This window comes from Pseudomonas spirodelae (assembly GCF_034653255.1).
Classification (GTDB): Bacteria; Pseudomonadota; Gammaproteobacteria; order Pseudomonadales; family Pseudomonadaceae; genus Aquipseudomonas; species Aquipseudomonas spirodelae.
The window spans coordinates 20,735-42,228 of sequence record NZ_JAYEET010000001.1 but is presented as its reverse complement, the minus strand read 5'-3'; the positions used below and the strand labels follow the sequence as shown (position 1 = coordinate 42,228).

The 21,494-nt window shown below is 59.7% G+C and carries 17 protein-coding genes and 3 pseudogenes; 13 read left to right on the top strand and 7 right to left on the bottom strand.

Annotated elements, in window-relative coordinates:
- Window positions 1-43 precede the first annotated feature (43 nt).
- Window positions 44-349: an IS66-like element accessory protein TnpA gene (gene tnpA / locus SOP97_RS00190; RefSeq protein ID WP_047302739.1), complete on the top strand. Its 306-nt coding sequence runs from the start codon at window positions 44-46 to the stop codon at window positions 347-349.
- A gap of 62 nt (window positions 350-411) precedes the next feature.
- Here the strand turns inward: tnpA and SOP97_RS00185 are convergent.
- Window positions 412-975 (bottom strand): annotated as a pseudogene (locus SOP97_RS00185) (IS30 family transposase); the annotation flags it as partial.
- A gap of 325 nt (window positions 976-1,300) precedes the next feature.
- On the opposite strand from SOP97_RS00185, the gene SOP97_RS20490 reads away from it, so the two are divergent.
- The 3 genes from SOP97_RS20490 (at window position 1,301) to SOP97_RS20250 (ending at window position 6,088) form a co-directional block, all read left to right on the top strand.
- Window positions 1,301-2,866: a PAS domain-containing methyl-accepting chemotaxis protein gene (locus SOP97_RS20490; protein WP_322947545.1), complete on the top strand. Its 1,566-nt coding sequence runs from the start codon at window positions 1,301-1,303 to the stop codon at window positions 2,864-2,866.
- Between the two features lie 43 nt (window positions 2,867-2,909).
- A complete protein-coding gene (locus SOP97_RS00175; RefSeq protein ID WP_322947543.1) occupies window positions 2,910-5,774 on the top strand; it encodes a bifunctional diguanylate cyclase/phosphodiesterase in 2,865 nt (954 codons plus the stop codon).
- Between the two features lie 137 nt (window positions 5,775-5,911).
- Window positions 5,912-6,088: a diguanylate cyclase domain-containing protein gene (locus SOP97_RS20250; protein ID WP_078466174.1), complete on the top strand. Its 177-nt coding sequence runs from the start codon at window positions 5,912-5,914 to the stop codon at window positions 6,086-6,088.
- A gap of 179 nt (window positions 6,089-6,267) precedes the next feature.
- On the opposite strand, the pseudogene SOP97_RS00170 reads toward SOP97_RS20250, so the two are convergent.
- Window positions 6,268-6,489 (bottom strand): annotated as a pseudogene (locus SOP97_RS00170) (transposase domain-containing protein); the annotation flags it as partial.
- 92 nt (window positions 6,490-6,581) lie between these two features.
- Window positions 6,582-7,937: pseudogene (gene ltrA / locus SOP97_RS00165) on the bottom strand (group II intron reverse transcriptase/maturase); the annotation flags it as partial.
- A gap of 640 nt (window positions 7,938-8,577) precedes the next feature.
- Between ltrA and SOP97_RS00160 the strand changes: the two are divergent.
- From SOP97_RS00160 to SOP97_RS00150, 3 genes are read left to right on the top strand one after another with little or no spacing between them, the layout of a single operon-like run.
- A complete protein-coding gene (locus tag SOP97_RS00160) occupies window positions 8,578-9,840 on the top strand; it encodes a TolC family protein (protein WP_322947542.1) in 1,263 nt (420 codons plus the stop codon).
- Window positions 9,837-11,297 carry an efflux RND transporter periplasmic adaptor subunit gene (locus SOP97_RS00155; RefSeq protein ID WP_322947541.1) on the top strand — a complete coding sequence of 487 codons (1,461 nt, stop codon included), beginning with the start codon at window positions 9,837-9,839 and terminating at the stop codon, window positions 11,295-11,297. The genes SOP97_RS00160 and SOP97_RS00155 overlap by 4 nt, the downstream gene beginning before the upstream one ends.
- Entirely contained in the window at window positions 11,294-14,428 is a 3,135-nt protein-coding gene (locus SOP97_RS00150; protein WP_322947540.1) for an efflux RND transporter permease subunit, read from the top strand. The genes SOP97_RS00155 and SOP97_RS00150 overlap by 4 nt, the downstream gene beginning before the upstream one ends.
- A 68-nt stretch (window positions 14,429-14,496) precedes the next feature.
- Here the strand turns inward: SOP97_RS00150 and SOP97_RS00145 are convergent, their stop codons facing one another.
- The 3 genes from SOP97_RS00145 to SOP97_RS00135 are packed head-to-tail and all read right to left on the bottom strand — an operon-like array spanning window position 14,497 to window position 16,316.
- Window positions 14,497-15,159, bottom strand: a complete 663-nt coding sequence (locus tag SOP97_RS00145; protein ID WP_322947538.1) for a transmembrane anchor protein — start codon at window positions 15,157-15,159, stop codon at window positions 14,497-14,499.
- Window positions 15,160-15,171: 12 nt separating this feature from the next.
- Window positions 15,172-15,909, bottom strand: a complete 738-nt coding sequence (locus SOP97_RS00140) for a HupE/UreJ family protein (RefSeq protein ID WP_137821411.1) — start codon at window positions 15,907-15,909, stop codon at window positions 15,172-15,174.
- A gap of 47 nt (window positions 15,910-15,956) precedes the next feature.
- Window positions 15,957-16,316 carry a hypothetical protein gene (locus tag SOP97_RS00135; RefSeq protein ID WP_137821412.1) on the bottom strand — a complete coding sequence of 120 codons (360 nt, stop codon included), beginning with the start codon at window positions 16,314-16,316 and terminating at the stop codon, window positions 15,957-15,959.
- A 118-nt stretch (window positions 16,317-16,434) separates the two neighbouring features.
- On the opposite strand from SOP97_RS00135, the gene mreA reads away from it, so the two are divergent.
- The 6 genes from mreA to SOP97_RS00105 all read left to right on the top strand — a co-directional run bounded on the left by mreA (window position 16,435) and on the right by SOP97_RS00105 (window position 20,943).
- On the top strand, window positions 16,435-16,722 hold the full coding sequence (gene mreA / locus SOP97_RS00130; RefSeq protein WP_045733414.1) for a metal-sensing transcriptional repressor MreA: 288 nt from the start codon (window positions 16,435-16,437) through the stop codon (window positions 16,720-16,722).
- A gap of 10 nt (window positions 16,723-16,732) precedes the next feature.
- Window positions 16,733-17,848, top strand: coding sequence for a nickel/cobalt efflux transporter (locus SOP97_RS00125; protein ID WP_322947534.1), 1,116 nt, complete (start codon window positions 16,733-16,735; stop codon window positions 17,846-17,848).
- 3 nt (window positions 17,849-17,851) lie between these two features.
- Window positions 17,852-18,292 (top strand): YqaA family protein, encoded by a 441-nt coding sequence (locus SOP97_RS00120; protein ID WP_137821414.1) that lies wholly within the window; start codon window positions 17,852-17,854, stop codon window positions 18,290-18,292.
- A complete protein-coding gene (locus SOP97_RS00115) occupies window positions 18,289-19,005 on the top strand; it encodes a TraX family protein (RefSeq protein ID WP_282340359.1) in 717 nt (238 codons plus the stop codon). Before SOP97_RS00120 ends, SOP97_RS00115 begins: the two co-directional genes overlap by 4 nt.
- Window positions 19,006-19,858: 853 nt before the next feature.
- On the top strand, window positions 19,859-20,302 hold the full coding sequence (locus SOP97_RS00110) for a disulfide bond formation protein B (RefSeq protein ID WP_322947531.1): 444 nt from the start codon (window positions 19,859-19,861) through the stop codon (window positions 20,300-20,302).
- Window positions 20,299-20,943: a DsbA family protein gene (locus SOP97_RS00105; protein WP_137821416.1), complete on the top strand. Its 645-nt coding sequence runs from the start codon at window positions 20,299-20,301 to the stop codon at window positions 20,941-20,943. The genes SOP97_RS00110 and SOP97_RS00105 overlap by 4 nt, the downstream gene beginning before the upstream one ends.
- An 82-nt stretch (window positions 20,944-21,025) precedes the next feature.
- On the opposite strand, the gene cadR is transcribed toward SOP97_RS00105, so the two are convergent.
- Entirely contained in the window at window positions 21,026-21,478 is a 453-nt protein-coding gene (gene cadR, locus SOP97_RS00100) for a Cd(II)/Pb(II)-responsive transcriptional regulator (RefSeq protein ID WP_322947529.1), read from the bottom strand.
- Window positions 21,479-21,494: the final 16 nt, after the last annotated feature.

Genomic DNA, 21,494 nt, shown 5'->3' with positions numbered 1-21,494 from the left:
GATTTAAGTGGACACCATTTCTAGCCTTTTAAGCGGGTCTTTCATGCAGCCACAACGCCGTTCCTACTCCAAATCCTTCAAGGCCCAGATTATTCAAGAGTGCGCCCAGCCCGGGGCCTCGATTGCCAGCGTTGCGCTGAGCCACAGCCTCAACGCAAACCTCGTCCATAAATGGATCCGAGTGCACACGCAGAAAGCCATGGCGCTGCAACCTGCTTTCATTCCTCTGTCTTTGCAGGCTATTGGGACAAAGTCGGATTCCGCGTCATCGACTATCTGTCTGGAAATCCCACACCCGAGCGGTACCATCAAAGTGAACTGGCCGACCGAAAGCGCCGCTGCCTGGTAGCCGACCGCGCAACACGGTGCAATATCACCATATCTACCAGGAACTGCTCTCTGTGGGTCGGCGCTGGCGCGCACCACCAACGTGCCTACAGACGAGGCGTTAGCCTTACCCTTGGTCAGGTCGCCTCCCAATACCCCGGCATCAGCCGGTCTTCGATCTCCGGCGGACGCACATGAATGCTGACCATCTCAGGGATCAGGCCGCGCCGATCCACACCGCCATAGCGCGGTCTGCGCGTCGTCTTGCTTTGGCGCAGGCAGATGATAAGCTCCTTGCGCAGTTCACCGACCGGCAGGGCATAGATCGCGTTATAGATCGTCTTGCGACAGACGTAGGCCTCTCTGAGGTTGGGAGTCTTCATGCTGCGCATGCTTGCGGGCAATCTGATCGGGAGACAAACGCTCACGCAGCAGATGGGCCACCAACTCGAAGCGCTCGCTACCCAGCAACAGCTTTCGCATCGGTCGACAAACCTAGCGGCGGGCCTGCATCTGCTGCCGGGCCGCACGGGCCGAGTAACAACCGCAGGCACCTCGATTGCGGCGCAGCTCCCGGCTGATGGTCGAAGGGGATCGGGTGATCAAGCAGGTAATCCCACGCAGGCTGAAACCTTGGGCATGACCGATTTAAATGACGCGCTCTTCAACGCTGAGTTCGGAGTAAGACATAGGGGCAGCACCGTACCGGAAAGGCCAGGTGCTGCACTCAACTTTTGCCGCCGCAGGTCGACAACTGTTTGCCAGCCCTAATACCTATCAAGGGGGAGCACTCTTCGACAGTTGTGACTAGCAGGCTGTTCACCTGTCTTTTAGCCCCCCCTCTATGGGGGGAGCATCAAGAGGGGTGCCTGCTAATGTGAAAAAGTTTGACTAAACGATCAGCTTACAGAGCCGACTAGACCCACTGCCTCCCAGGCTATCGATGTGCCTATCATTCAGGTGAGCCCTCCCCATGCGAATCAATCAACCACTCAGCGGCCGCGAACGCAGTTTCCCAGCAGAACAGCACCTCATTTCCGCCACCGATACCCGCGGGATCATCACGTACTGCAACGACGAGTTCGCCGAGATCAGCGGATTTACCCGCGAGGAATTGGTCGGCAGCCCGCACAACCTAGTGCGTCACCCGGATATGCCGCCTGCCGTGTTCGCTCATATGTGGGACTACCTAAAATCCGGACGCAGCTGGATGGGCATCGTCAAGAACCGCTGCAAGAACGGCGATCACTATTGGGTCAGCGCCTATGTCACGCCCATCCAGGAAAGCGGCCGGGTCGTCGGCTACGAGTCGGTGCGCAGCAAACCCAACAGCGATCAGGTGCGCCGTGCCGAAGCGCTCTACGCGCGCCTGAACCAGGGGCGCCCGGCCATCGGCCGTGGCGAGGCATTCGCGCAACTGGCACGCTTCTTCGTGCTGCCGCTGCTCGGTGTAGTGAGCGGCGCGGCGCTCTGGAGCCTGGAATTGCCCGGCACGGCGTTGCTGCTGACCTTGGTCCTGCTTGGGCTGCAGGGTTTTGCCAGCCTGCACAACTCCAGCCAGCTGCTCGGCCGGGCTCGTGCAGTAGCGCCAAAAACATTCGACAGCCCGCTGGTGGCCCGCACCTACAGCGATGCCTCCGGGCCACTGGCGCTGCTGCACCTGGCACTGATCAGCGAGGATGCACGGATTCGCACGGCGCTTTGCCGCCTGGGAGATTTCGCCGACCAGACCGCCGCCCTGGCCAAGGAAAACGGCCGCCTCAACGAGCAGGCCGAACGTGCCCTGCAGGCCCAGCGCAATGAAGCTGACCAGGCCGCCACGGCGATGCACGAGATGGCCGCGTCGATCAATCAGGTCTCCAGCCACGTCCAGCAAACTGCTCAGGAAGCACGTCAGGCCAGTGAACTGGCCCTGGCCGGTGCCCAGCAGTCGCAGCAGAGCCGCCAGGTTATCGAGCAACTGGCGCAGACCGTGGATGGCATCGGCCAGTCAGTAGAGTCACTGGCCGGGGAAACTGCCTCGATCCAGCAGGCCGCCAGCATGATCCACGCGATTGCCGAGCAAACCAACCTGCTGGCCCTGAATGCCGCCATCGAAGCCGCCCGTGCCGGCGAGCAGGGCCGCGGCTTTGCCGTGGTGGCCGATGAAGTGCGCGCACTGGCCTCGAAAACCCGGCAGTCCACCGATGTCATCCAGGGCATCATCAACGGCCTGCACCAGGTAACCGAGCGCGCCTTGAGCGTGGCCCGCGCCGGCAGCGAGGAAGCGCGCAACGGCGTGGCGCGGGTACTGCAGACCGAACAGTCGCTACAGGGCATCAGCCAGACCGTCGACAACATCCATCAGATGGCCGAGCAGATGGCCGCTGCTGCCGAACAGCAGAGTCTGGTCGCCGAGGATATTGCCCGGCAGATCAACTCGATTTCCCAGGCCACCAACGACAACGCCGAAGTCACCGGCAACAGCGCGCGCCTGGGCAGCCAGTTGCAGTCCACCGCGGGTTCCCTGCACGCACTGGTCGAGCGTTTCAACAGTTAATAATCCTGCACAACGGGCGCTAGCAGCGCCCCCGGATAACGCCTTGCAGCCTCTCTATCTGAACCACCGCAGTCTGGCGCTGAGCACCTGCGCCCTGGCCCTGGTACTTATGGCCCTGGCCCTGAGCCTGCCTCCGATTGCCATCTTCACTGCCCGTCCGGCCGACTACCTCTCGGTGCATATCCTGCTGGAAATGTTCGCCATCAGCGTCTCGCTGATGATTGTGACTATTGCTTGGAATACCCCTGATCATGACGCCGAGCCCATAGCCCAGACCTTGGTCTTCGGCTTCGCCAGCGTGGCCGGCCTGGACATGTTGCATACCCTGTATTTCGCCGGCATGCCGGGGCTGGTGGTGGATGGCAGTACCAACACGGCGATCTTTTTCTGGCTCAGCAGCCGTGCGGTCGAGGTGGCCGTTCTCTGCCTGGCAGCCCTGTCGTTGCGCCTACCCGGCAGCCGCAATGCCTGGCTGATAGCAGGCATTGTCCTGGTCGCCGCCCTGTTCCTGATCGCCACTCAGCGCCCACAATGGCTGCCGCTGAGCTATATCCCCGGCAGCGGCCTGACGCCACTGAAGAACACCTGCGAACTCATCCTGTGCGTCGCCAACCTGGGCCTGGCCCTGTGGTTCTTCCTGCGTAGCCGCAAGACTCAGAGCAGCCGCGATCTATGGCTGGGCGCGGCCTGTTTCATTACCGCGATGGGCGGCCTGGCGTTTACCCAATACCGAACGACTTCGGAATTCATCAACCTGTTCGGCCACATCTATAAGGTGGCCGCCTACTGCTTCTTCTACCTGGCTGCCTTCCAGATTGCCGTGCGCAAACCCTATCGTTTGCTGGTCGAGCGTGAGCAGCGTATCCGCGAAAAGGAAACTGAATTACACAATCTGCTGCATAACTTGCCAATCGGCGTCGCCCGACTGGATGAGCACCTGCACTTGCGCTACGCCAACCCGACGCTGATCCGCAGCCTGGATCGCCATCCGGAAAACTTGATCGGTGAAACCATCAGCGACCTGCTACTCAGCGACGTCGCTGAGCAGATCAAACCGCATCTGTTTAAAGCCCTGGAAGGCGTGCGCAGTGACCTGGATCTGGAATACGTCCGCCCGGACGGCAACAGCGCCTATGCCTCCTGCCTGGTGGTGCCGGAACGCCAGGTCAGCGGCCGCGAAGCCGGGGTGCTGGCGATTTTCACCGACACCAGCGAACGCGAGCACAATCGCCGACAGTTGATTGACTCACTGCGTGAAATCGCCGAGATCAAGGCCGCCCTGGATGCCCACGCCATCGTCGCCATCACCGATGCCCGCGGAGTAATCACCCAGGTTAACGACAAGTTCTGCGCCATCTCCCAGTACGCCCGCAGCGAGCTGGTCGGCCGCACCCACAAAATGATCAACTCCGGCCATCATCCACGCGAATTCTTCCAGGACCTGTGGCGCACCATCAGCCATGGCGAGGTGTGGAGTGGCGAGGTGTGCAACCGCGCCAAGGACGGCTCGCTGTACTGGGTGCAGAGCACCATCATGCCCTTCATCGGCAAGGATGGCCTGCCCGAGCAGTACATCGCCATCCGCGCCGACATCACCAAGCGCAAGCGCATCGAAGAAGCCGCCCAGCGCATGGCCCTGCACGACGCCCTCACCGGCCTGGCCAACCGCCGCCTGATGAGCGAACGCCTGATCCGCGCCCTGCACAACAGCCAACGGCATAATCAGCACGGCGCCCTGTTGCTGATGGACCTGGACCACTTCAAGGAAATCAACGACACCCTCGGCCACCCGATCGGCGACCAGCTGCTCAAGGAAGTGGCCGTGCGCCTGCAGGGCACCCTGCGCCAGAGCGACACGGTGGCGCGCCTGGGCGGCGACGAGTTCGTGGTGATCATCGAAGAGCTGGGCAACAGCCAGGAAAGCGCCATGCACCATGCCAGCGATACTGGCGAGAAGATCCGCCAGATGCTGTCCGCACCCTATCAGCTCCACGACCATATGGTGCAGATCACCCCGAGCATTGGCGTGGTGTTGTTCGATGGCACGCTGCAGAACGCCGACGAACTGATCAAGCAGGCCGACATGGCGCTGTACAAAGCCAAGGATGCCGGGCGCGACCAACTGTGCTTCTTCGATAACGCCCTGCAGAGCGAAATCAACCAGCGCGCCCTGCTGCAGCGGGACCTGCGCCTGGCCCTGGAGCAGGATGAGCTGCGCCTGTTCTACCAATCGGTAGTCGACGCCGACGAGCAGATCCTCGGCTTTGAGGCCCTGCTGCGTTGGCAAAACCCGCAGCGCGGCCTGGTTTCCCCGGCGCAGTTCATTCCCCTGGCCGAGGAAAGCGGCCTGATTATTCCGATCGGCCAATGGGTACTGACCACCGCCTGCCGCCAGCTGGCCGAGTGGCAGCACGACCCCATGCGCCAGGCCTGGACCATTGCCGTGAATATCAGCGCGCGCCAGCTCAGCCAGCCCGATTTCGTCCAGCAGGTGCTACAAGTGCTGGCCAGCAGCGGCGCACCGGCCAACCGCCTGCGCCTGGAAATCACCGAATCCATGTTGCAACACGACCTGACGGTCACCATCGGCAAGATGCAGGCGCTGCGCCAGGTCGGCGTGCGCTTCTCGCTGGACGACTTCGGCACCGGCTATTCGTCCATGAGCTACCTCAAGCACATGCCGTTGGATCAGCTGAAGATCGACAAGTCCTTCGTCGACGAAATCCTTATCGACAGTACCGACAGCGCCATCGCCCGCACCGTGGTAACCCTGGCGGAAAACCTCGGCTTGGAGGTGGTAGCCGAAGGCGTGGAGCAGCGCGAACAACTGGAGTTGCTGATTGCTATCGGCTGCCGAGCGTTCCAAGGTTACCTGTTTGGTAAGCCGGAACCGATCACCCGAACATAAGGGGAAATTAGCGTGTAAGGCTGAGCTGTAAATGAAGTTGTCAGCGAAGGTTATAAAGCCGTCGCTGAATGAGATCGAACTCAGACTGGAGATCTGTTTTAGTCGCTCATTCGACAAGCGTCTGCGTGAGTTAGCCCGTGTCCAGGAGACCGTTCACGCACCCCATTGAAATCCTAGGGCACAGCCTAGTCGTGTCAGCCAGCCTGGGGGTCGCCATCGCGCCCAAAGATGGGCAATGCACGAACGATCTCATCATGCATGCAGATCTGGCCATGTACCGCGCCAATGAAAGCCTTCCGCGAATACTTCCGTAACTCTTTTTTGGCACAGCAGCTCGTCAGCACTAGGCGATAAATTGCCGGCGGCGAATCGCCATGACACAGAGAAGCAACCCGATGTTTGCTAACGCCGGACTTGGTGAGCACCATGAGCGCCATCAACGGTCGCTGGGGGCGCGGAACTGTAAGCGTCTGCCGAACTCACCTTGCGTAATTCAGGCGGGTGCCCATTGATGCGGCAGTAGTTGGCCAATCTCGCTGGCCCGCTGTGTCGGCAGCCGCATCAGCACATCCTTCAGGTAGGCGTACGGATCATGCCCATTCATCCGCGCCGACTGGATCAGGCTCATGATCGCCGCCGCCCGTTTGCCGCTGCGCAGCGACCCGGCAAACAGCCAGTTCGAGCGTCCAAGGGCTCATGGTCGAATCTGGTTGTCGGGTAGTCAGACGCGGTTGCCCGCGTCCAACCCCCTAAGAACCGTGCATGCGAGTTTCCCAGCACACGGCTCAAGCCTCCGCTAAGGCACCTCTAGGCACCCGGTTGTACGTCATCGGCATAGGCAAATTGCACATCCCTCGGGCAGCGCAGGTGGTATATCTCAAGATTAGCCGCCGCGTCCGTTCCGCCATGACCTAGCTTCACAATATGGCGACTATGCCACGGTGTGTCTTTGGTCACCGGCTTGAAGCAGACGCAGCACCGACCGCCCTGTTGCACCCAAATCCGGTACAGCTTGGCTCGACCTTTCGCGGAAGTGAGCATCCTCTTGCCCCAGCGGGACTCGAAGTATTCATCCCAAGCGGGGTCGTGTGGGTTGGCAGCGGCCTTGATCTTGATATGTCGCACAATTGGCGTGTCCGAGGCGTCCAATAACGTGTACTGACGCTTCCGACCATCGGCGGATTTTTCAGCACATGAGAACACCCATCGACGCCCCCCTTGTACTTTGAAATACCGATCCTTCACCCATCGGCGTGTCTTGCGAGGGTGGCGACGTACCGCCCACCGCCAGAGCATTTCCCACACTGCACTGTCCACCTGGTTGAAGACCTTCTTGGCGACGACATGACTGTGATAGTTCGCCCAGCCCCGTAGAACCGGGTTGAGCAAACCTATCAGATTGGTCTGCCGTATCGTTTTGTTGGCCTTGATCAACTCTCGTAGCTTGGCAAGGTGAGCGCTGATATTCGCCTTGGAAGGCTTGATCAAGAGCTTGCCGTTGTACTTGCGCACGTTCCAGCCGAGAAAGTCGAACCCGTTCCCTATGTGCGTGATTTTGGTCTTATCCTTGGAAAGCGTGAGACCACGCTCTGCCAAGAACTCGACCACGGCAGGACGAACTTCATTTTCCAGCCACTCCTTCGAGTACCCGGTGATGATGAAGTCGTCCGCATACCGCACTGCTTGCAGTTTCTTGCCTGTCCATTTGGCGGTAGGAAACCTCTTCGCCAGCATCGCTTCTAGCCCGTCCAACGTCATGTTGGACAGTACCGGAGAGATGATGCCTCCCTGCGGCGTTCCTGCGTTACTAGGGAACAGCTGGCCGTTGTGGATGTATCCGGCGTTGAGCCACTTCTGCAAGATCGCCTTATCCATGGGGATGTTGGCGATCAACCAATCATGGCTGATATTGTCGAAACAGCCTTGAATGTCACCCTCTAGAATCCACTCCGCATTTGCTTTTCGTGACAGCACACCAAAGCACTGTGCTGCCGCATCCGCGGTCGAGCGTTCCGGCCTGAACCCATACGAGTTTGGGTCGGCGGTGGTTTCCGCAATGGGCTCCAAAGCCAGCAGATGGAGTGCCTGCATGGCCCTGCATTTCATGGCGGGTATTCCGAGAGGTCTCGTCTTGCCGTTTTTCTTCGGGATAAGAACTCGGCGGGTTAATGCTGGAGTTCGGAAGGTGTGTTGGCCGGACGGATACCCTACGAGCTTGAGAAATCCGGTTAAACGGAGCTACCAGTTGAGCCCGATTGATACCCTGCATGACACTCTATTTGATCCAAATCAACACTATTGCCAAAAGGAGCGTTCATGCCTCGGGGCAATCTGCTATCGTCGCCCTATCGCCCGCCTGGTGAATTGCTGTGCGTCGAATTGGATTGATCCTGGTAATGATTGCTAGTCTCGTGCTGCCGACCTTCGGCGGTATGGCTTTCAGCATGCCGGCACAGCCTTGCCCGATGCAGAGCGCCGATCATCAGGGCCATGCAATGGCCGATGCTCCGTGCTGCGAGCAAATGGATAAGTCTGATGGGGTGGCCAGTAAGTCCCCCTGCAAATCCGGCCAGGAATGCAAGACCGGAGGACTTCTCCAGACCACCGTTATCAAGAGCATATCCCCTCTTCCCTCACGCCCCGAGATATTGCTGACCCAGTCGGTGATTAAGAGAGAGCCCGCAGGACTCTGGCGCCCTCCTCGTTTCGTCTAATGCAGTGATCTTCGCGCCTTTAAACCAGGCGCATCGTCGCGACCACGCTTTTGGTGGCGACCTCGATCAATCGCATTGGAGGCGAAAGCATGCCCGCTTTCCTTTTCACACGCCGTGGCTATCTCGGCGTGTTGGCTGCCGCATTCTGGGCAGCTCCCTGGCTTGCCGCGCAGGCGCAGCCCCTAACCTTCGAACGAGCCCAAGCTCTGGCCGAGCAGAGTGCCCCTGAGAACCTCGCGCGCCAGGCGCAGGTGGCATCGGCACAGCAGGCTGTAGGGCCCGCAGACGCCCTGCCCGATCCCAAGCTTATTCTAGGCATCGACAACCTGCTGATCGAAGGCCCTGACCGTTACACCCTGAATCGTGACTCCATGACCATGCGCCGCATTGGACTCATGCAGGAGGTACCAAACGGCGACAAGCGTCTGGCCCGTCGCCAACTGGCCGAAGCCTCCATGACGCGGGCCGAAGCCGAGCAACGTGCCATGCAGTTGGGAATCAAGCGCCTGACGGCAGTGAGCTGGCTGGACGTGTACTACGCCGAACGCAGTGTTGGCCTCTTCGATCAACTGGATCGTCAGCTCGAGATGCTCCGCTCGACCGTGCAATCGCTGATTGCCGGCGGTAGTGCTCAGCCTGGCGAGCTGTTGCAGGCCGACCAGGAAGCTTTGGCATTGCAGGATCGGCGAGACGAGCTGAATCGCGATGTAGCAGTGGCTCGTGCCAAGCTGCGCCGCTGGATAGGCAACGAGGCCGATCAGCCTTTGCAAGGAGGTGTTCCCAATCTGAGCCTGGAGGCACCGCACCTGCCGCAACGCATTGCCTCACACCCTGAGTTGCGCGCTGCCTCGGCCCGAGTCGGCGAGGCTAGCGCCGAGCTGAACGAGGCCATCGCCGAAAAGACTCCCGACTGGGGTGTCGAGTTTGCCTACAACAATCGCGACAACCAGTTCGGCGATATGGTGATGGTGCAATTCACCTTCGACCTGCCGTTGTTCGTAGGCACACGTCAGGGGCCCAAGATCAACGCCAGACAACAAAGCGTGTCGCAGATGGAAGCCGAGCAGGAAGCATTACTGCGCGCCCATCAGGCTGAGCTGGAAGGCGGTATTGCCGAGCTTGAGCAACTGCGCAGGACCTTGTCACGCACCGAAAAAACCTTGATCCCGCTTGCAAGCAAACGTGCCGATCTCGAACTGGCCGCCTACCAAGCCGGTAACAGCCAGCTCACATCCGTTATTACTGCCCAGCGCGACCTGATTGAGGCGCAGCTGCGGCAGATTGAACAGCAGCGCAAGTTGAGCCAGCTCTCCGCAAGCCTGTACTACGCCTATGTGGAGGGCCTGAAATGAAGATATCGACATTTGGTTTTGCGGTCGCCGTGCTGACCGTGGGCATTGGCGCGGCGGGCGGTGGCTACTGGCTGGCCCAGCGGCAAGCCAAACACGAGCTACTGCCTAGCTCCGCACCGACGGACGAGCGCAAGGTGCTCTATTGGTACGACCCTATGCAGCCTGAGCAGCGCTTCGATAAACCGGGCAAGTCACCTTTCATGGATATGGAACTTGTCCCTAAATACGCAGGATCCGAGCAGGATCCGTCTGTCCTGAGCATCCCCGCTCAAGCCGTGCAGAACCTCGGAATGCGAACCTCGATGGTGATCCGAGGTGTACTGCCCTCGGATATCGAGGCGGTGGGTTCCCTGGCCTATAACCAGCGAGAAGTGGCGAACCTCCAGGCCCGCGCCGGCGGATTCGTCGAGCGGGTTTACGGGCGTGCCCCGGGCGATGTGCTGCCTGCCGGTACCCCCCTGGTCGACCTGCTGATTCCCGAGTGGTTCGCCGCGCAGTTGGAGTTCCTGGCGGTACTGCGTACCGCTGACATTCGCTTGATAAGTGCGACCCAAGAGCGCCTGCGCCTGCTCGGCATGCCTCAAGCGTTGATCGAGCAGGTTCGCCGCAGCGGCAAACCGCGGGCGGTGCAAACCCTCACCACACCTATCGCCGGCGAGCTCCAAGCCTTGCAGGTACGCGCCGGGATGACCGTGGAGGCGGGTCAGGACCTGGCCAGGATCAACGGGCTGTCCACGGTCTGGCTCGATGCGGCGATACCCGAAGCAATGGCTGGAATGGTTCAGGTTGGGGCTGACATCCGCGCCACCCTGACCGCCTTCCCCGGGCAACCGCTGCAGGGCCGCGTCATCGCTTTGTTGCCGAGTGCCGACCCGCAAACGCGCACGCTCACGGTACGCAGCGAGCTACCCAACCCTGCCGGTAAGTTGCGCCCCGGCATGTTCGCCGCCGTACGCCTGAACAGTACCGTCGAACAACCCGCGCTTCTTGTGCCGAGTGAAGCCGTGATTCGCACCGGCAAGCGTGCATTGGTGATGCTGGCCGAAGGCGACGGACGCTACCGTCCCCAGGAAATCAGTCTGGGCCGCGAGGCCGATGGGCGCCTCGAAGTGCTGTCCGGCCTAGAGGAAGGTCAGGCGGTCGTCACCTCCGGCCAGTTCCTCATCGATTCGGAAGCCAGCCTGCAGGGCATCATGGCCAGCCATGCCGAGCAGGACAATGAGAAGGAACTACATGAGTCCCATGGTGTGATTCGCGCTCTGGACGCTGAGGAAGTCACCCTGGAGCACGGGCCATTCGAGAGCCTGAATATGCCCGGTATGACCATGGCATTTCCACTGGCCAGCCCCGAAGTAGCGGCTGGGCTTAAGCCCGGGGATCACGTGCGTATCGGCGTCCGCCAGACGGATTCCGGCCTGCGGGTCGAGCGGCTCGTCAATCAAGGAGAGCGGCCATGATCGCGCGCCTGATCCACTGGTCTATCGGCAATCGCTTCCTGGTGCTGCTGGCGACCCTGTTCATCACCGCCCTGGGCGTCTGGTCGCTGCGCAACACGCCGTTGGATGCACTGCCGGACCTGTCCGATACCCAGGTCATCATCAGAACCAGCTTTCCCGGACAGGCGCCGCAGATCGTCGAGAACCAGGTGACCTACCCACTGGCGACCACCATGCTCTCGGTACCGGGGGCGAAGACGGTGCGCGGCTACTCGTTCTTTGGTGACTCATTCGTTTATGTGCTGTTCGAGGACGATACCGACCTCTACTGGGCGCGCTCGCGCGTATTGGAGTACCTCAACCAGGCGCAGGAGCGCCTGCCCGAGGGTGTTACCACCACCCTCGGGCCGGATGCCACGGGCGTGGGTTGGATCTACCAGTACGCCCTGGTCGACCGCAGCGGCCAACATGATCTTGCGCAGCTACGGGCGCTGCAGGACTGGTTCCTCAAGTACGAGCTCAAGAGCCTACCCAACGTGGCCGAAGTGGCTACCCTCGGGGGCATGGTCAAGCAGTATCAGGTGCTGCTCGATCCGCAAAAGCTGGTGGCTTATGGGGTAACTCAGCAGGAGGTCGAAGCGGCGCTGAAGAGCGCCAATCAGGAAACCGGCGGCGCCATCCTGGAGCTGGCGGAGCGCGAGTACATGGTGCGGGCTTCAGGCTATCTAGAGAGCCTGGAGGATTTCCGCAATGTGCCGCTGCGGGCTTCGGCAGGCGGAATTCCGGTGCTTCTGGGTCAGGTGGCCACCATTCAACTGGGACCAGAGATGCGGCGTGGCATTGCCGAGTTGGATGGTCAGGGTGAAGTGGTAGGCGGCGTAGTCATCCTTCGCTCCGGCAAAAATGCCCGCGATACCATCGCCGCGGTGAAGACCAGGCTGGACAGCCTGAAGGGCAGCCTGCCGGCCGGCGTCGAGGTGGTCACCACCTATGACCGTTCGCAACTGATCGACCGCGCCATCGACAACCTCAGCTATAAGCTGCTGGAAGAGTTCGCGGTGGTTGCCCTGGTTTGCCTGATCTTCCTCTGGCACCTGCGCTCGTCGCTGGTCGCGATCATCACCCTGCCCCTGGGCATCCTGATGGCCTTCATTGTCATGCGCTACCAAGGCGTCAATGCCAACATCATGTCGCTCGGCGGGATCGCCATCGCCATCGGTGCCATGGTCGACGCAGCCGTGGTGATGATCGAGAACGCGCACAAGCACATCGAGGCCTGGAAGGCCCGGAATCCTGATGAGCACCTCCATGGCGAGGCGCACTGGCGAGTGATCGGCGAAGCCGCAGCCGAAGTCGGGCCCGCGCTGTTCTTCAGCCTGCTGATCATCACCCTGTCCTTCCTCCCCGTTTTCACTCTGGAGGCTCAGGAGGGCCGGTTATTTGGCCCACTGGCCTTTACCAAGACCTATGCCATGGCGGCCGCCGCCGGACTGTCGGTCACCCTGGTGCCGGTGCTGATGGGCTACTGGATTCGTGGGCATATCCCCAACGAACAGCAAAACCCGCTAAATCGCTGGCTGATCAATGCCTACCGGCCGGTGTTGGAAGCGGTGCTGGCTTGGCCGAAAACAACGCTGACGCTGGCATTAGTGGTTTTTCTCTCTAGCGTCTGGCCACTTAGCCAGCTAGGCGGTGAGTTCCTGCCACCCATGGATGAGGGCGATCTGCTGTACATGCCATCTGCCCTGCCCGGCCTGCCGGCAAGCAAGGCCAGTCAGTTGCTGCAGCAGACCAACCGGATGATCCTTACCGTGCCGGAAGTGGCGCGGGTGTTCGGCAAAGCCGGTCGAGCAGAAACGGCCACCGACCCAGCGCCGCTGGAGATGTTCGAGACCACGGTACAGTTCAAGCCGCGCGATCAGTGGCGCCCGGGAATGACACCAGAGAAGCTCATCGAGGCATTGGACCAGGCGGTGAAAGTCCCGGGGCTGTCCAACATCTGGGTTCCACCGATCCGTAACCGCATCGATATGCTGGCCACGGGGATCAAGAGTCCCATCGGGGTGAAAGTTTCCGGAACCTCGCTGGCCGAGATTGAGCGCATAACGCGTGACATTGAGGCCGTGGCCAAGGAGGTACCTGGCGTGAGTTCGGCGCTGGCGGAGCGGCTGACCGGCGGTCGCTATGTGGACATCCAGATCGATCGCCTGGCCGCGGCGCGCTATGGCCTGAGCATCGCCGACGTGCAGGCGGTGGTATCGGGCGCTATAGGCGGCAGCAATATCGGTGAAACGGTCGAGGGGCTGGCCCGCTTCCCGATCAGCCTGCGCTATCCCAGGGAGTGGCGTGACAGCCCGGAAGCGTTGCAGCGCATGCCGATTCTCACCGCAGTGGGCCAGCAAATCACCCTAGGAACCGTCGCCCAGATCAGTCTGACAGAAGGGCCGCCGATGTTGCGCAGCGAGAACGGGCGTCTCTCGGGCTGGGTCTATGTCGATGTCCGCGGTCGCGATCTGGCATCGACTGTGCGAGAACTGCAGGAGCGTGTCACGAATGGTGTGCCACTGGTTGCGGGGGTGACAGTCTCCTACTCCGGTCAATTTGAATTCCTAGAGCGCGCCAATGCACGCCTGACTTGGGTCGTGCCGGCGACCTTGCTGATCATCTTCGTGCTGCTCTACCTGACATTCAGCCGTTTCAGCGAGGCCCTGTTGATCATGGCCACACTACCCTTCGCCCTGTCAGGCGGTGTCTGGTTGCTCTACTGGTTCGGCTTCAACCTGTCGGTTGCCACTGGGGTCGGCTTTATCGCCTTGGCGGGAGTCTCGGCGGAATTTGGGGTGATCATGCTGCTGTATCTGAAGAACGCCTGGCATGCGCGCGTGGATGCAGGGCGCAGCGACGATCCGGCCCTGCTGGAGGCAATTCGCGAAGGAGCTGTCCTGCGTGTCAGACCCAAGGTGATGACCGTTGCCGTGATCATCGCTGGCCTGCTGCCCATTCTCTGGGGTGGCGGAGCGGGTTCAGAGGTCATGAAACGCATTGCCGCACCTATGGTTGGCGGCATGATCACAGCCCCGCTGCTGTCCATGCTGGTGTTGCCTGCCGCCTATTGGTTGATGCGTCGACGGGGTAAACGAAAGAGTTACTAACCACAGGAGCTATAGCTCTGAATGTTCAGGTGAGCCCCTCCGCCATATGACGAAGGGGCTTATCTGTCTTAAATCACGCGTTTAACGCTCAGGTAATCGCCCTTGGTCTTCAGCGTGATGGTCACGTCGCGGTTGCTGCGGTTGCGCCAGAACCAGCCGTGTGTACCGTCGAAGATGGCGGTGAATTCACCCTTGTCGCCCTTGATCTGCTTACCCTTGCTATAGCTGTGGTAGTAGCCCTTTGGGCCGTTGTAGGGTTCGCCATGGGTGTCGTGGTTGACCGGAACACCATTGGTCGTCCACTCGTAGCTGACCGTGGCCTTGTCCAGCATCTCCAGTTTGATTTCACTGGCCTCGCCCGGCTTCAGCGTGACGGTCACTTCATCTGACTTCAGGACTGGCTCAGGCTCAGCTACGGGTTCGGCCACAGGTGCTGCTGCAACAGGCTCTTGCACTACCGGCTGAACAGGCGCGGGAGCTTGAGCGACTGGAGCCGCAGCTGGCTGAACCGCTGCATCCGCTGCCGCTTCTTCGGCCAGGGTTATCTTCATTTCGCCCATCTGGGTCAGGCCGAGTACGCGACCAACGCCCGTTGGGTCGATGGCGTACTCCGAAGGCATCACCACGGTGACCAGTAAGGCTGCGGCAACACCCACGGCGATCACAGTGGAGCGCAGCAGTTGGTGGCTGGTAGGCAATTCGCTTTGGGTCGGAAGCTGGGTATTGAACATGCTGAGAATTCCTTACTGAGAGACGATCAGGCCGGTGAGCTGGTAACCCATCAAGAGGAAACCGGCGCTCATCATGGCGACGTTGGCGGTGTAGGCATGACGCCAGAAGCTGGCGGTACGTCGCCAGTAGCCCATGACAATCAAAATTGCGCCCAGGGCCAGGAGCTGACCGATTTCGACGCCGACGTTGAAGGCGATCAGGTTGGTGATCAGGCCATCTGCCGAGATCTCGTATTCCTGAATCTTGGTCGCCAGACCAAAACCATGCAGCAGGCCGAAAATCAGCGTGGCCGCTTTGGTGTTCGGCTGATGGCCGAACCAGCGCTGGAATGCGCCCAGGTTATCCAGCGCCTTGTACACCACCGAGAAACCGATGATGGCGTCGATCACATAGGAGCTGATGTTGATTTCCGCCAGTACGCCCAATAGCAGCGTCACGGTGTGACCCAGGGCGAACAGGGTGACGTAGAGCCCCACGTCCTTCAGGCGGTAGAGAAAGAAGATCACCCCGAAGAGGAACAGCAGGTGGTCGTAGCCGGTGATCATGTGCTTAGCGCCCATGTAGATGAACGGCAGCACCATCACCCCGGAGCTTTCCTGGATAAAGCCCTTGTCGCCCTCGGCGACAGCGTGGGCCAGTGCGTCAGGCATGCCGAGAAACAGCAATGCCGTGAACAGCAGCAACAGTAGTAACGAGCGATTCGGGCGCACGACAGATGCGTCCATTGCGCCCATAGATAGCGATTGCATGGTTGAGTCCTAAATTAAAGGGGTCTTGGGCCGCACAGCGGCCTGTGTCAGAGCACAAATGTGGCGCGCGGTGGCCGCTCGATCAGGAAGATCGGGCTTGGAGGAATGGAGTAGCGAGGGGCGGGTATCGGCTGCGCACGTTCTGGCAGCGTGCTGATGCTCAGCAGCGCAGTCAGGTGTGGTGTTTCATGTAGATGGTCGGCGGTCAGCGGCGAGTGGCAGTGATCACCGTACGCAGCACAGGCCAGCGTCTCGTCACCATGCGCATGCGAATGAGCACCGTCATTGCCACTCAAGGAAGGCTGGCTCGATCCCATAAACAGCGCAGAGGTATGTCCAGCCCAAGCCATCAATATGGCGAGAGCAAGGGCAAAAATCACCTTGGTGCTGATGGGATTGGTGAGCATGTTGTGGTTCTTTCGATGCCTAAGCGGGTGGCTTTTCTGGAGGGGTGGTCGGTTTGACCATATCCCCCCCAGGGGGATAGCATGCGAGCGTAATTCATCGACGCACGAGACTCAAGGTATGAGCGATCACGAACACGGCCACCAGCACCAAAGTCATGGCGACATCATCAAAAGGTTGAAGCGTGCGGAGGGCCACCTGCGCAGCATCGTCACCATGATCGAAGACAGCCGTGCCTGCGTCGACATCGCTCAGCAGTTGCATGCCGTAGAGAAAGCCGTCTGCCAGGCCAAGCGTGTGCTGATCCAAGACCATATCGACCACTGCCTGGAACACACGGTCGAAGCACTTGCAATAGGCGAGCGCGCATCACTCGAAGACTTCAAGCAAATCACCAAGTACCTCTAGGCCTCTTCCCATGTCGAGCTTCGCCGAACTGCTGCAACAGGGGGCCTCGCAGGCCTGGCTGTATTTCCCCAGTGCCATCTTGCTCGGTGCCTTGCATGGCCTGGAGCCAGGGCATTCAAAAACCATGATGGCGGCATTTATCGTGGCCATTCGTGGCTCGGTGAAGCAGGCCATTCTGCTGGGTCTTGCTGCAACGCTTTCGCACACAGCCGTGGTCTGGCTAGTGGCCATGGCTGGCATGTACCTAGGACAAGGCCTGGATGCCGAAACCACCGAGCCTTATTTCCAGCTCGCGTCCGCAGCGATCATTATCACTATCGCCTTGTGGATGCTTTGGCGCACTTGGCGTGGCGAGCAGATGTGGCGCTTCGAGGAGGGCAATGACCATCACCAACACGATGAAACCCATCGCATCGATACCGGGCATGGGTGTATCGAGCTGTCGATCTTTGAAGAAGGAGTTTCACCACGCTGGCGGCTGAAGTCCTTGAGTGGCCATACCTGGTCGGCTATTGAAGTGAGCCTGCTGGCTACCCGGCCCGATGGCCAGACCGAACAATTCTGGTTCGTAGACCGAGGAGGCTATCTGGAATCACTGGTCGAGATTCCTGAGCCCCATGACTTCACTGCACGGCTTAGCCTGGGCCATACCGGTCATTCCCACGACTATGACCTGGAGTTCCGCGAGCACAGCCACGGTCATGAGCATGCTGAGCAGGAGGAACTGGAACTGTCGCTGGAGGGCTATCAAGATGCCCATGAACGGGCGCACGCCAACGACATCCGCAAACGCTTCAGCAGCCTTAACGTCACCACCAGTCAGATCATCATGTTCGGCCTAACGGGAGGGCTGATTCCGTGTCCGGCCGCAATCACCGTGCTGCTGCTCTGCCTGCAAGTGAAGGAAGTTGCGCTGGGAGCCGTACTGGTGTTGTGCTTCAGCATTGGTTTGGCCATCACTCTGGTCACCGTTGGCGCTGCCGCCGCTATCGGCGCTCGCCAAGCCTCCAGTCGCTGGCCGTGGCTTGGCGCTGTAGCGCGTCGCGCCCCTTACCTGTCCAGCTTGCTGATCATCGGCGTGGGGATTTACGTCGGTTTCCACGGTTGGATCGGCCTGAACGCCTAGCCGATGTGGGAGTTATCCGGTTATTTCGGTCTGTTCCTCACAGCCTTCGGTGCCGCCACGCTGCTGCCCATGCAGTCGGAGGCGGTACTGGTCAGGTTGCTGCTGACTGACCGCTATACAGCATGGACACTACTGGCGGTGGCCACCACGGGCAATGTGCTGGGCTCGGTGCTGAACTGGCTGCTGGGTCGCTCCATCGAGCACTACCGGCACAAGCGCTGGTTTCCCGTCAGCGAAGGCAAGCTGGAAAGGGTCCAGCAGGCGTATCACCGCTTCGGTCGCTGGTCGCTGCTGCTCAGTTGGGTACCGATCATTGGTGATCCACTTACCGTGGTAGCCGGTGTCATGCGCGAACCGTTCTGGAGCTTCCTGTTAGTCGTGACGCTGGCCAAGGCCACTCGCTACCTGCTGCTGGCTGCGCTGACGCTTGGGTGGTTCGGGTGAGCCCGCATGCACGCGACGCCAACCTGGATCTGATCAAGTGGCTGGCGATGCTGACGATGCTGCTGGATCACTTGCGCTACGTTTGGCCTGAAGCCGAATGGCTGTTTATCGTCGGTCGTTTAGCGTTCCCGCTGTTCTGCCTGGGCATTGCAGCCAATGTGGCGCGCTCGCAATCGGGAGCACTGTACACCGATGACAACGTTCGTTATTTGGGCTGGATGGTTGCGTTTGCCGTGATCTCGGAGTTGCCCTATCGCCTGCTTTCCAGCGACAGTAGCACGCTCAATGTAATGCCCTCGCTGCTGCTGGGCCTGCTTATCGTCTGGGGCGCACACCATCGTGGCCGCGATGGCCTTATTCTGGCTCTGGCCGGAGTGAGCCTGGCAGTGCTGATTCAAGAACGCCTGATGTACGGGATTTTCGGTGCGCTGTTGCCGGCAGCATTGTTGCTGGCCATGCAACGCCCTGGTCTGGTTTGGCTATTGCCAGCCGCACTTTGCGTACTGGCCAACAGCCGTAACCGCTGGCTCGCGGAGTGGGAGTTGCAGCCCTATACGTTGCTGATCCTGGCCACAGCGTTCGCGGCGCCCTTAATTGGGCTATGGCTACTGCGCCGAACGCGCCATTTCAGGATCTGGCCGGTCAAGCGCTGGGGCTACTGGTTCTACCCTAGTCATCTAGTAGCACTGCACCTGATCCGCACGCTCAGCTAGTGTGGGTTTTCCTTCTTCAAAGCCTGCTTGCTCACTCCATATAATCAGCAAGGAACCATCGTTAACAGCCGCCGTGCACTGTGTAATTAGCCCTTTGGGCGCGTCACCTTTTAAAAGGTTATGCGATGCCTATGGTGCTTGTGCCGCCCACCTGAGAGTGATCTCATGCGGGACAATTCGTACGACGACCGTATTTTCAATGAGGCTAGGATCAAACCTCCCTCCCCCACTTAATGCCTACCGACATCAACGATGCCCAGCCGTACTATTACAACTCAAGCAGTACTTGCACTGAGCCTGGCATTACTGCTGGTCATGGTCTGGCATACATCTTCCTTGTTGACGGGTACAGAGCCGCAAGCGGGATTCAAAAGCGAATCCACGCACAGTAGTTTGTCCACAGATACAGCCCCCTCTTGCTCATGGTGTGAAGATCATCGGCACTCGCCGGTGACTGCTGACCATGTGCATGAAACCCCTTACCTCGGGCCGTTGCTTACCCTGCCTGCCCAAGCAGAAAACAACGCACTTGCGGCTATTTCGGATCAAGCTACGCCAGTTCGCCCTATCTACCTGATTGAGCGCCCTCCACGATCCAGACGCGTGATCTAGACAAAGCCGCATTGCGGCCAAAGACCACTGCAATCCAGGATCAACTTATGCAATCGCTTTCTCCTCGCTGGTTCGTGGCTCTGTCCGCGCACCTACGCCGCCCGGCGCTCTTATCGCTGTTCGCCATCTCGTTGATGGTTATGGGCATGGCAGATGCACGGGCTCAAGACGTCACCACAAGCGGTATAGCGCCAAAGCTAGTTTCCGCGCCATCCACCTCAGTCGAGGGCAGGTGTCAACCATGAAGGAAGCAGAGACAAACACTCACGCTATCAACCCCTGGGGACTGCTACTTATGGCCTGGGGTATTGCGCTTGTTGCAACTTTAGCCGCGCTGTTCATCGGCGAGGTCATGGGGAAAACACCCTGCGTTCTCTGCTGGTTCCAGCGCGCATTCATGTTCCCACTGGTCGTGATTCTGACCGTTGGTTGCTACATCTCAGATTTCGGCGTCTGGCGCTATGCGTTGCCAGTTACCGTCGTGGGTTGGCTCATCGCGCTTTACCACAGCCTGCTCTACCTCGGGATCATCCCGGAGAGCATCAAGCCCTGTGGTGCAGGCCCATCATGCTCCAGCGCTGACATGATGATTTTCGGCAGCATACCGCTGCCACTGCTTTCGCTGGGTGCATTCACCCTTATCGCTGTTCTTCTTGTTCTCATCCGCCGGAGGTCTTCCCTATGAGCAGACGTGCAATCGTCCTCGTCATCAGCATTCTTACTGCGCTCGGCTTCGCTGCTGCGGCATTCGTTTATGATCGATATTCGGCAAGCGAAGAAACTCCGCCAGCGGCCCCGGCAACCAGCTCCTTGGTGCGCTTCCATTCGCCAGTTATCGGTGCCGCTAATGCGCCAGTAACCATTGTTGAGTTCTTCGATCCGTCCTGCGAAGCCTGCCGTGCCTTCTTTCCACTGGTTAAGCAGATCCTGGCTGAGAACCCGAAAGATGTGCGCTTGGTGCTGCGTTACGTCCTCTTCCATGAAGGCTCTGAAACAGCGGCAAGAATCCTTGAAACTGCGCGTAAGCAGGGGGTCTATGAGCCGGTTCTGGAGGCAATCATCGCGGCTCAACCGCAATGGCACAGTGACCCTCAGGTGCTCAAAGCCTGGGAGGCTGCTGAAGCTGCAGGCTTAGATGTGGAAAAGGCCCGCGCAGAGATGATGGCTACCGATATCACCGAAACGCTTAAAACAGACGCCCAGGATGCCCAAGCTGCTGCCGTGCGCCAGACGCCCACGTTCTTTGTGAATGGCAAGCCGCTCCTGAGCTTTGGTGCACAGCCACTGATTGATCTGGTTAAAGCTGAAATCGAACAAAGCAAATAAGCGCTTGCAGTTTGTAAACAAACGAACCCGCACCACCGCCTGCAATGTCTCGTGCCGAGTACTGCAGGTGGTGGCGCATTGTTTAGTGGCGATGGCTTTTCCCAACGTGGGTATGGCCATCATCTGGAAGTGCACTGACTCCGCCAGTGGTGTTCAGCCGCTGAAGAATTCCACACTCGTCTACACCCCGCTCAGAGGCGCAACGGTGGCGTAACTCAACCAGCTGTTGTTGCAGTGCCAGCAGGCTGGTCACTCGCGCTTGCACATGCTCGATGTGCTCATCCACTAAGCTATTCACACCCTCACAGTTCCCCTCTGGCCGATCCATCAGCGCCAACAAGCTTCTGATCTCGTCCAGGGTCATGTCCAGTGTTCGGCAATTACGAATAAACGTAAGCCTCTCAAGATGCTCACTGCTGTAAAGACGATAATTGCCCTCGCTGCGAGCCGGTGTCGGCAACAGCCCTTCACGCTCGTAATAGCGAACCGTTTCAACCTGGCAATCGACAAGCTTGGCCAGCTCTCCAATTTTCATGAAATACCCCTTCTAC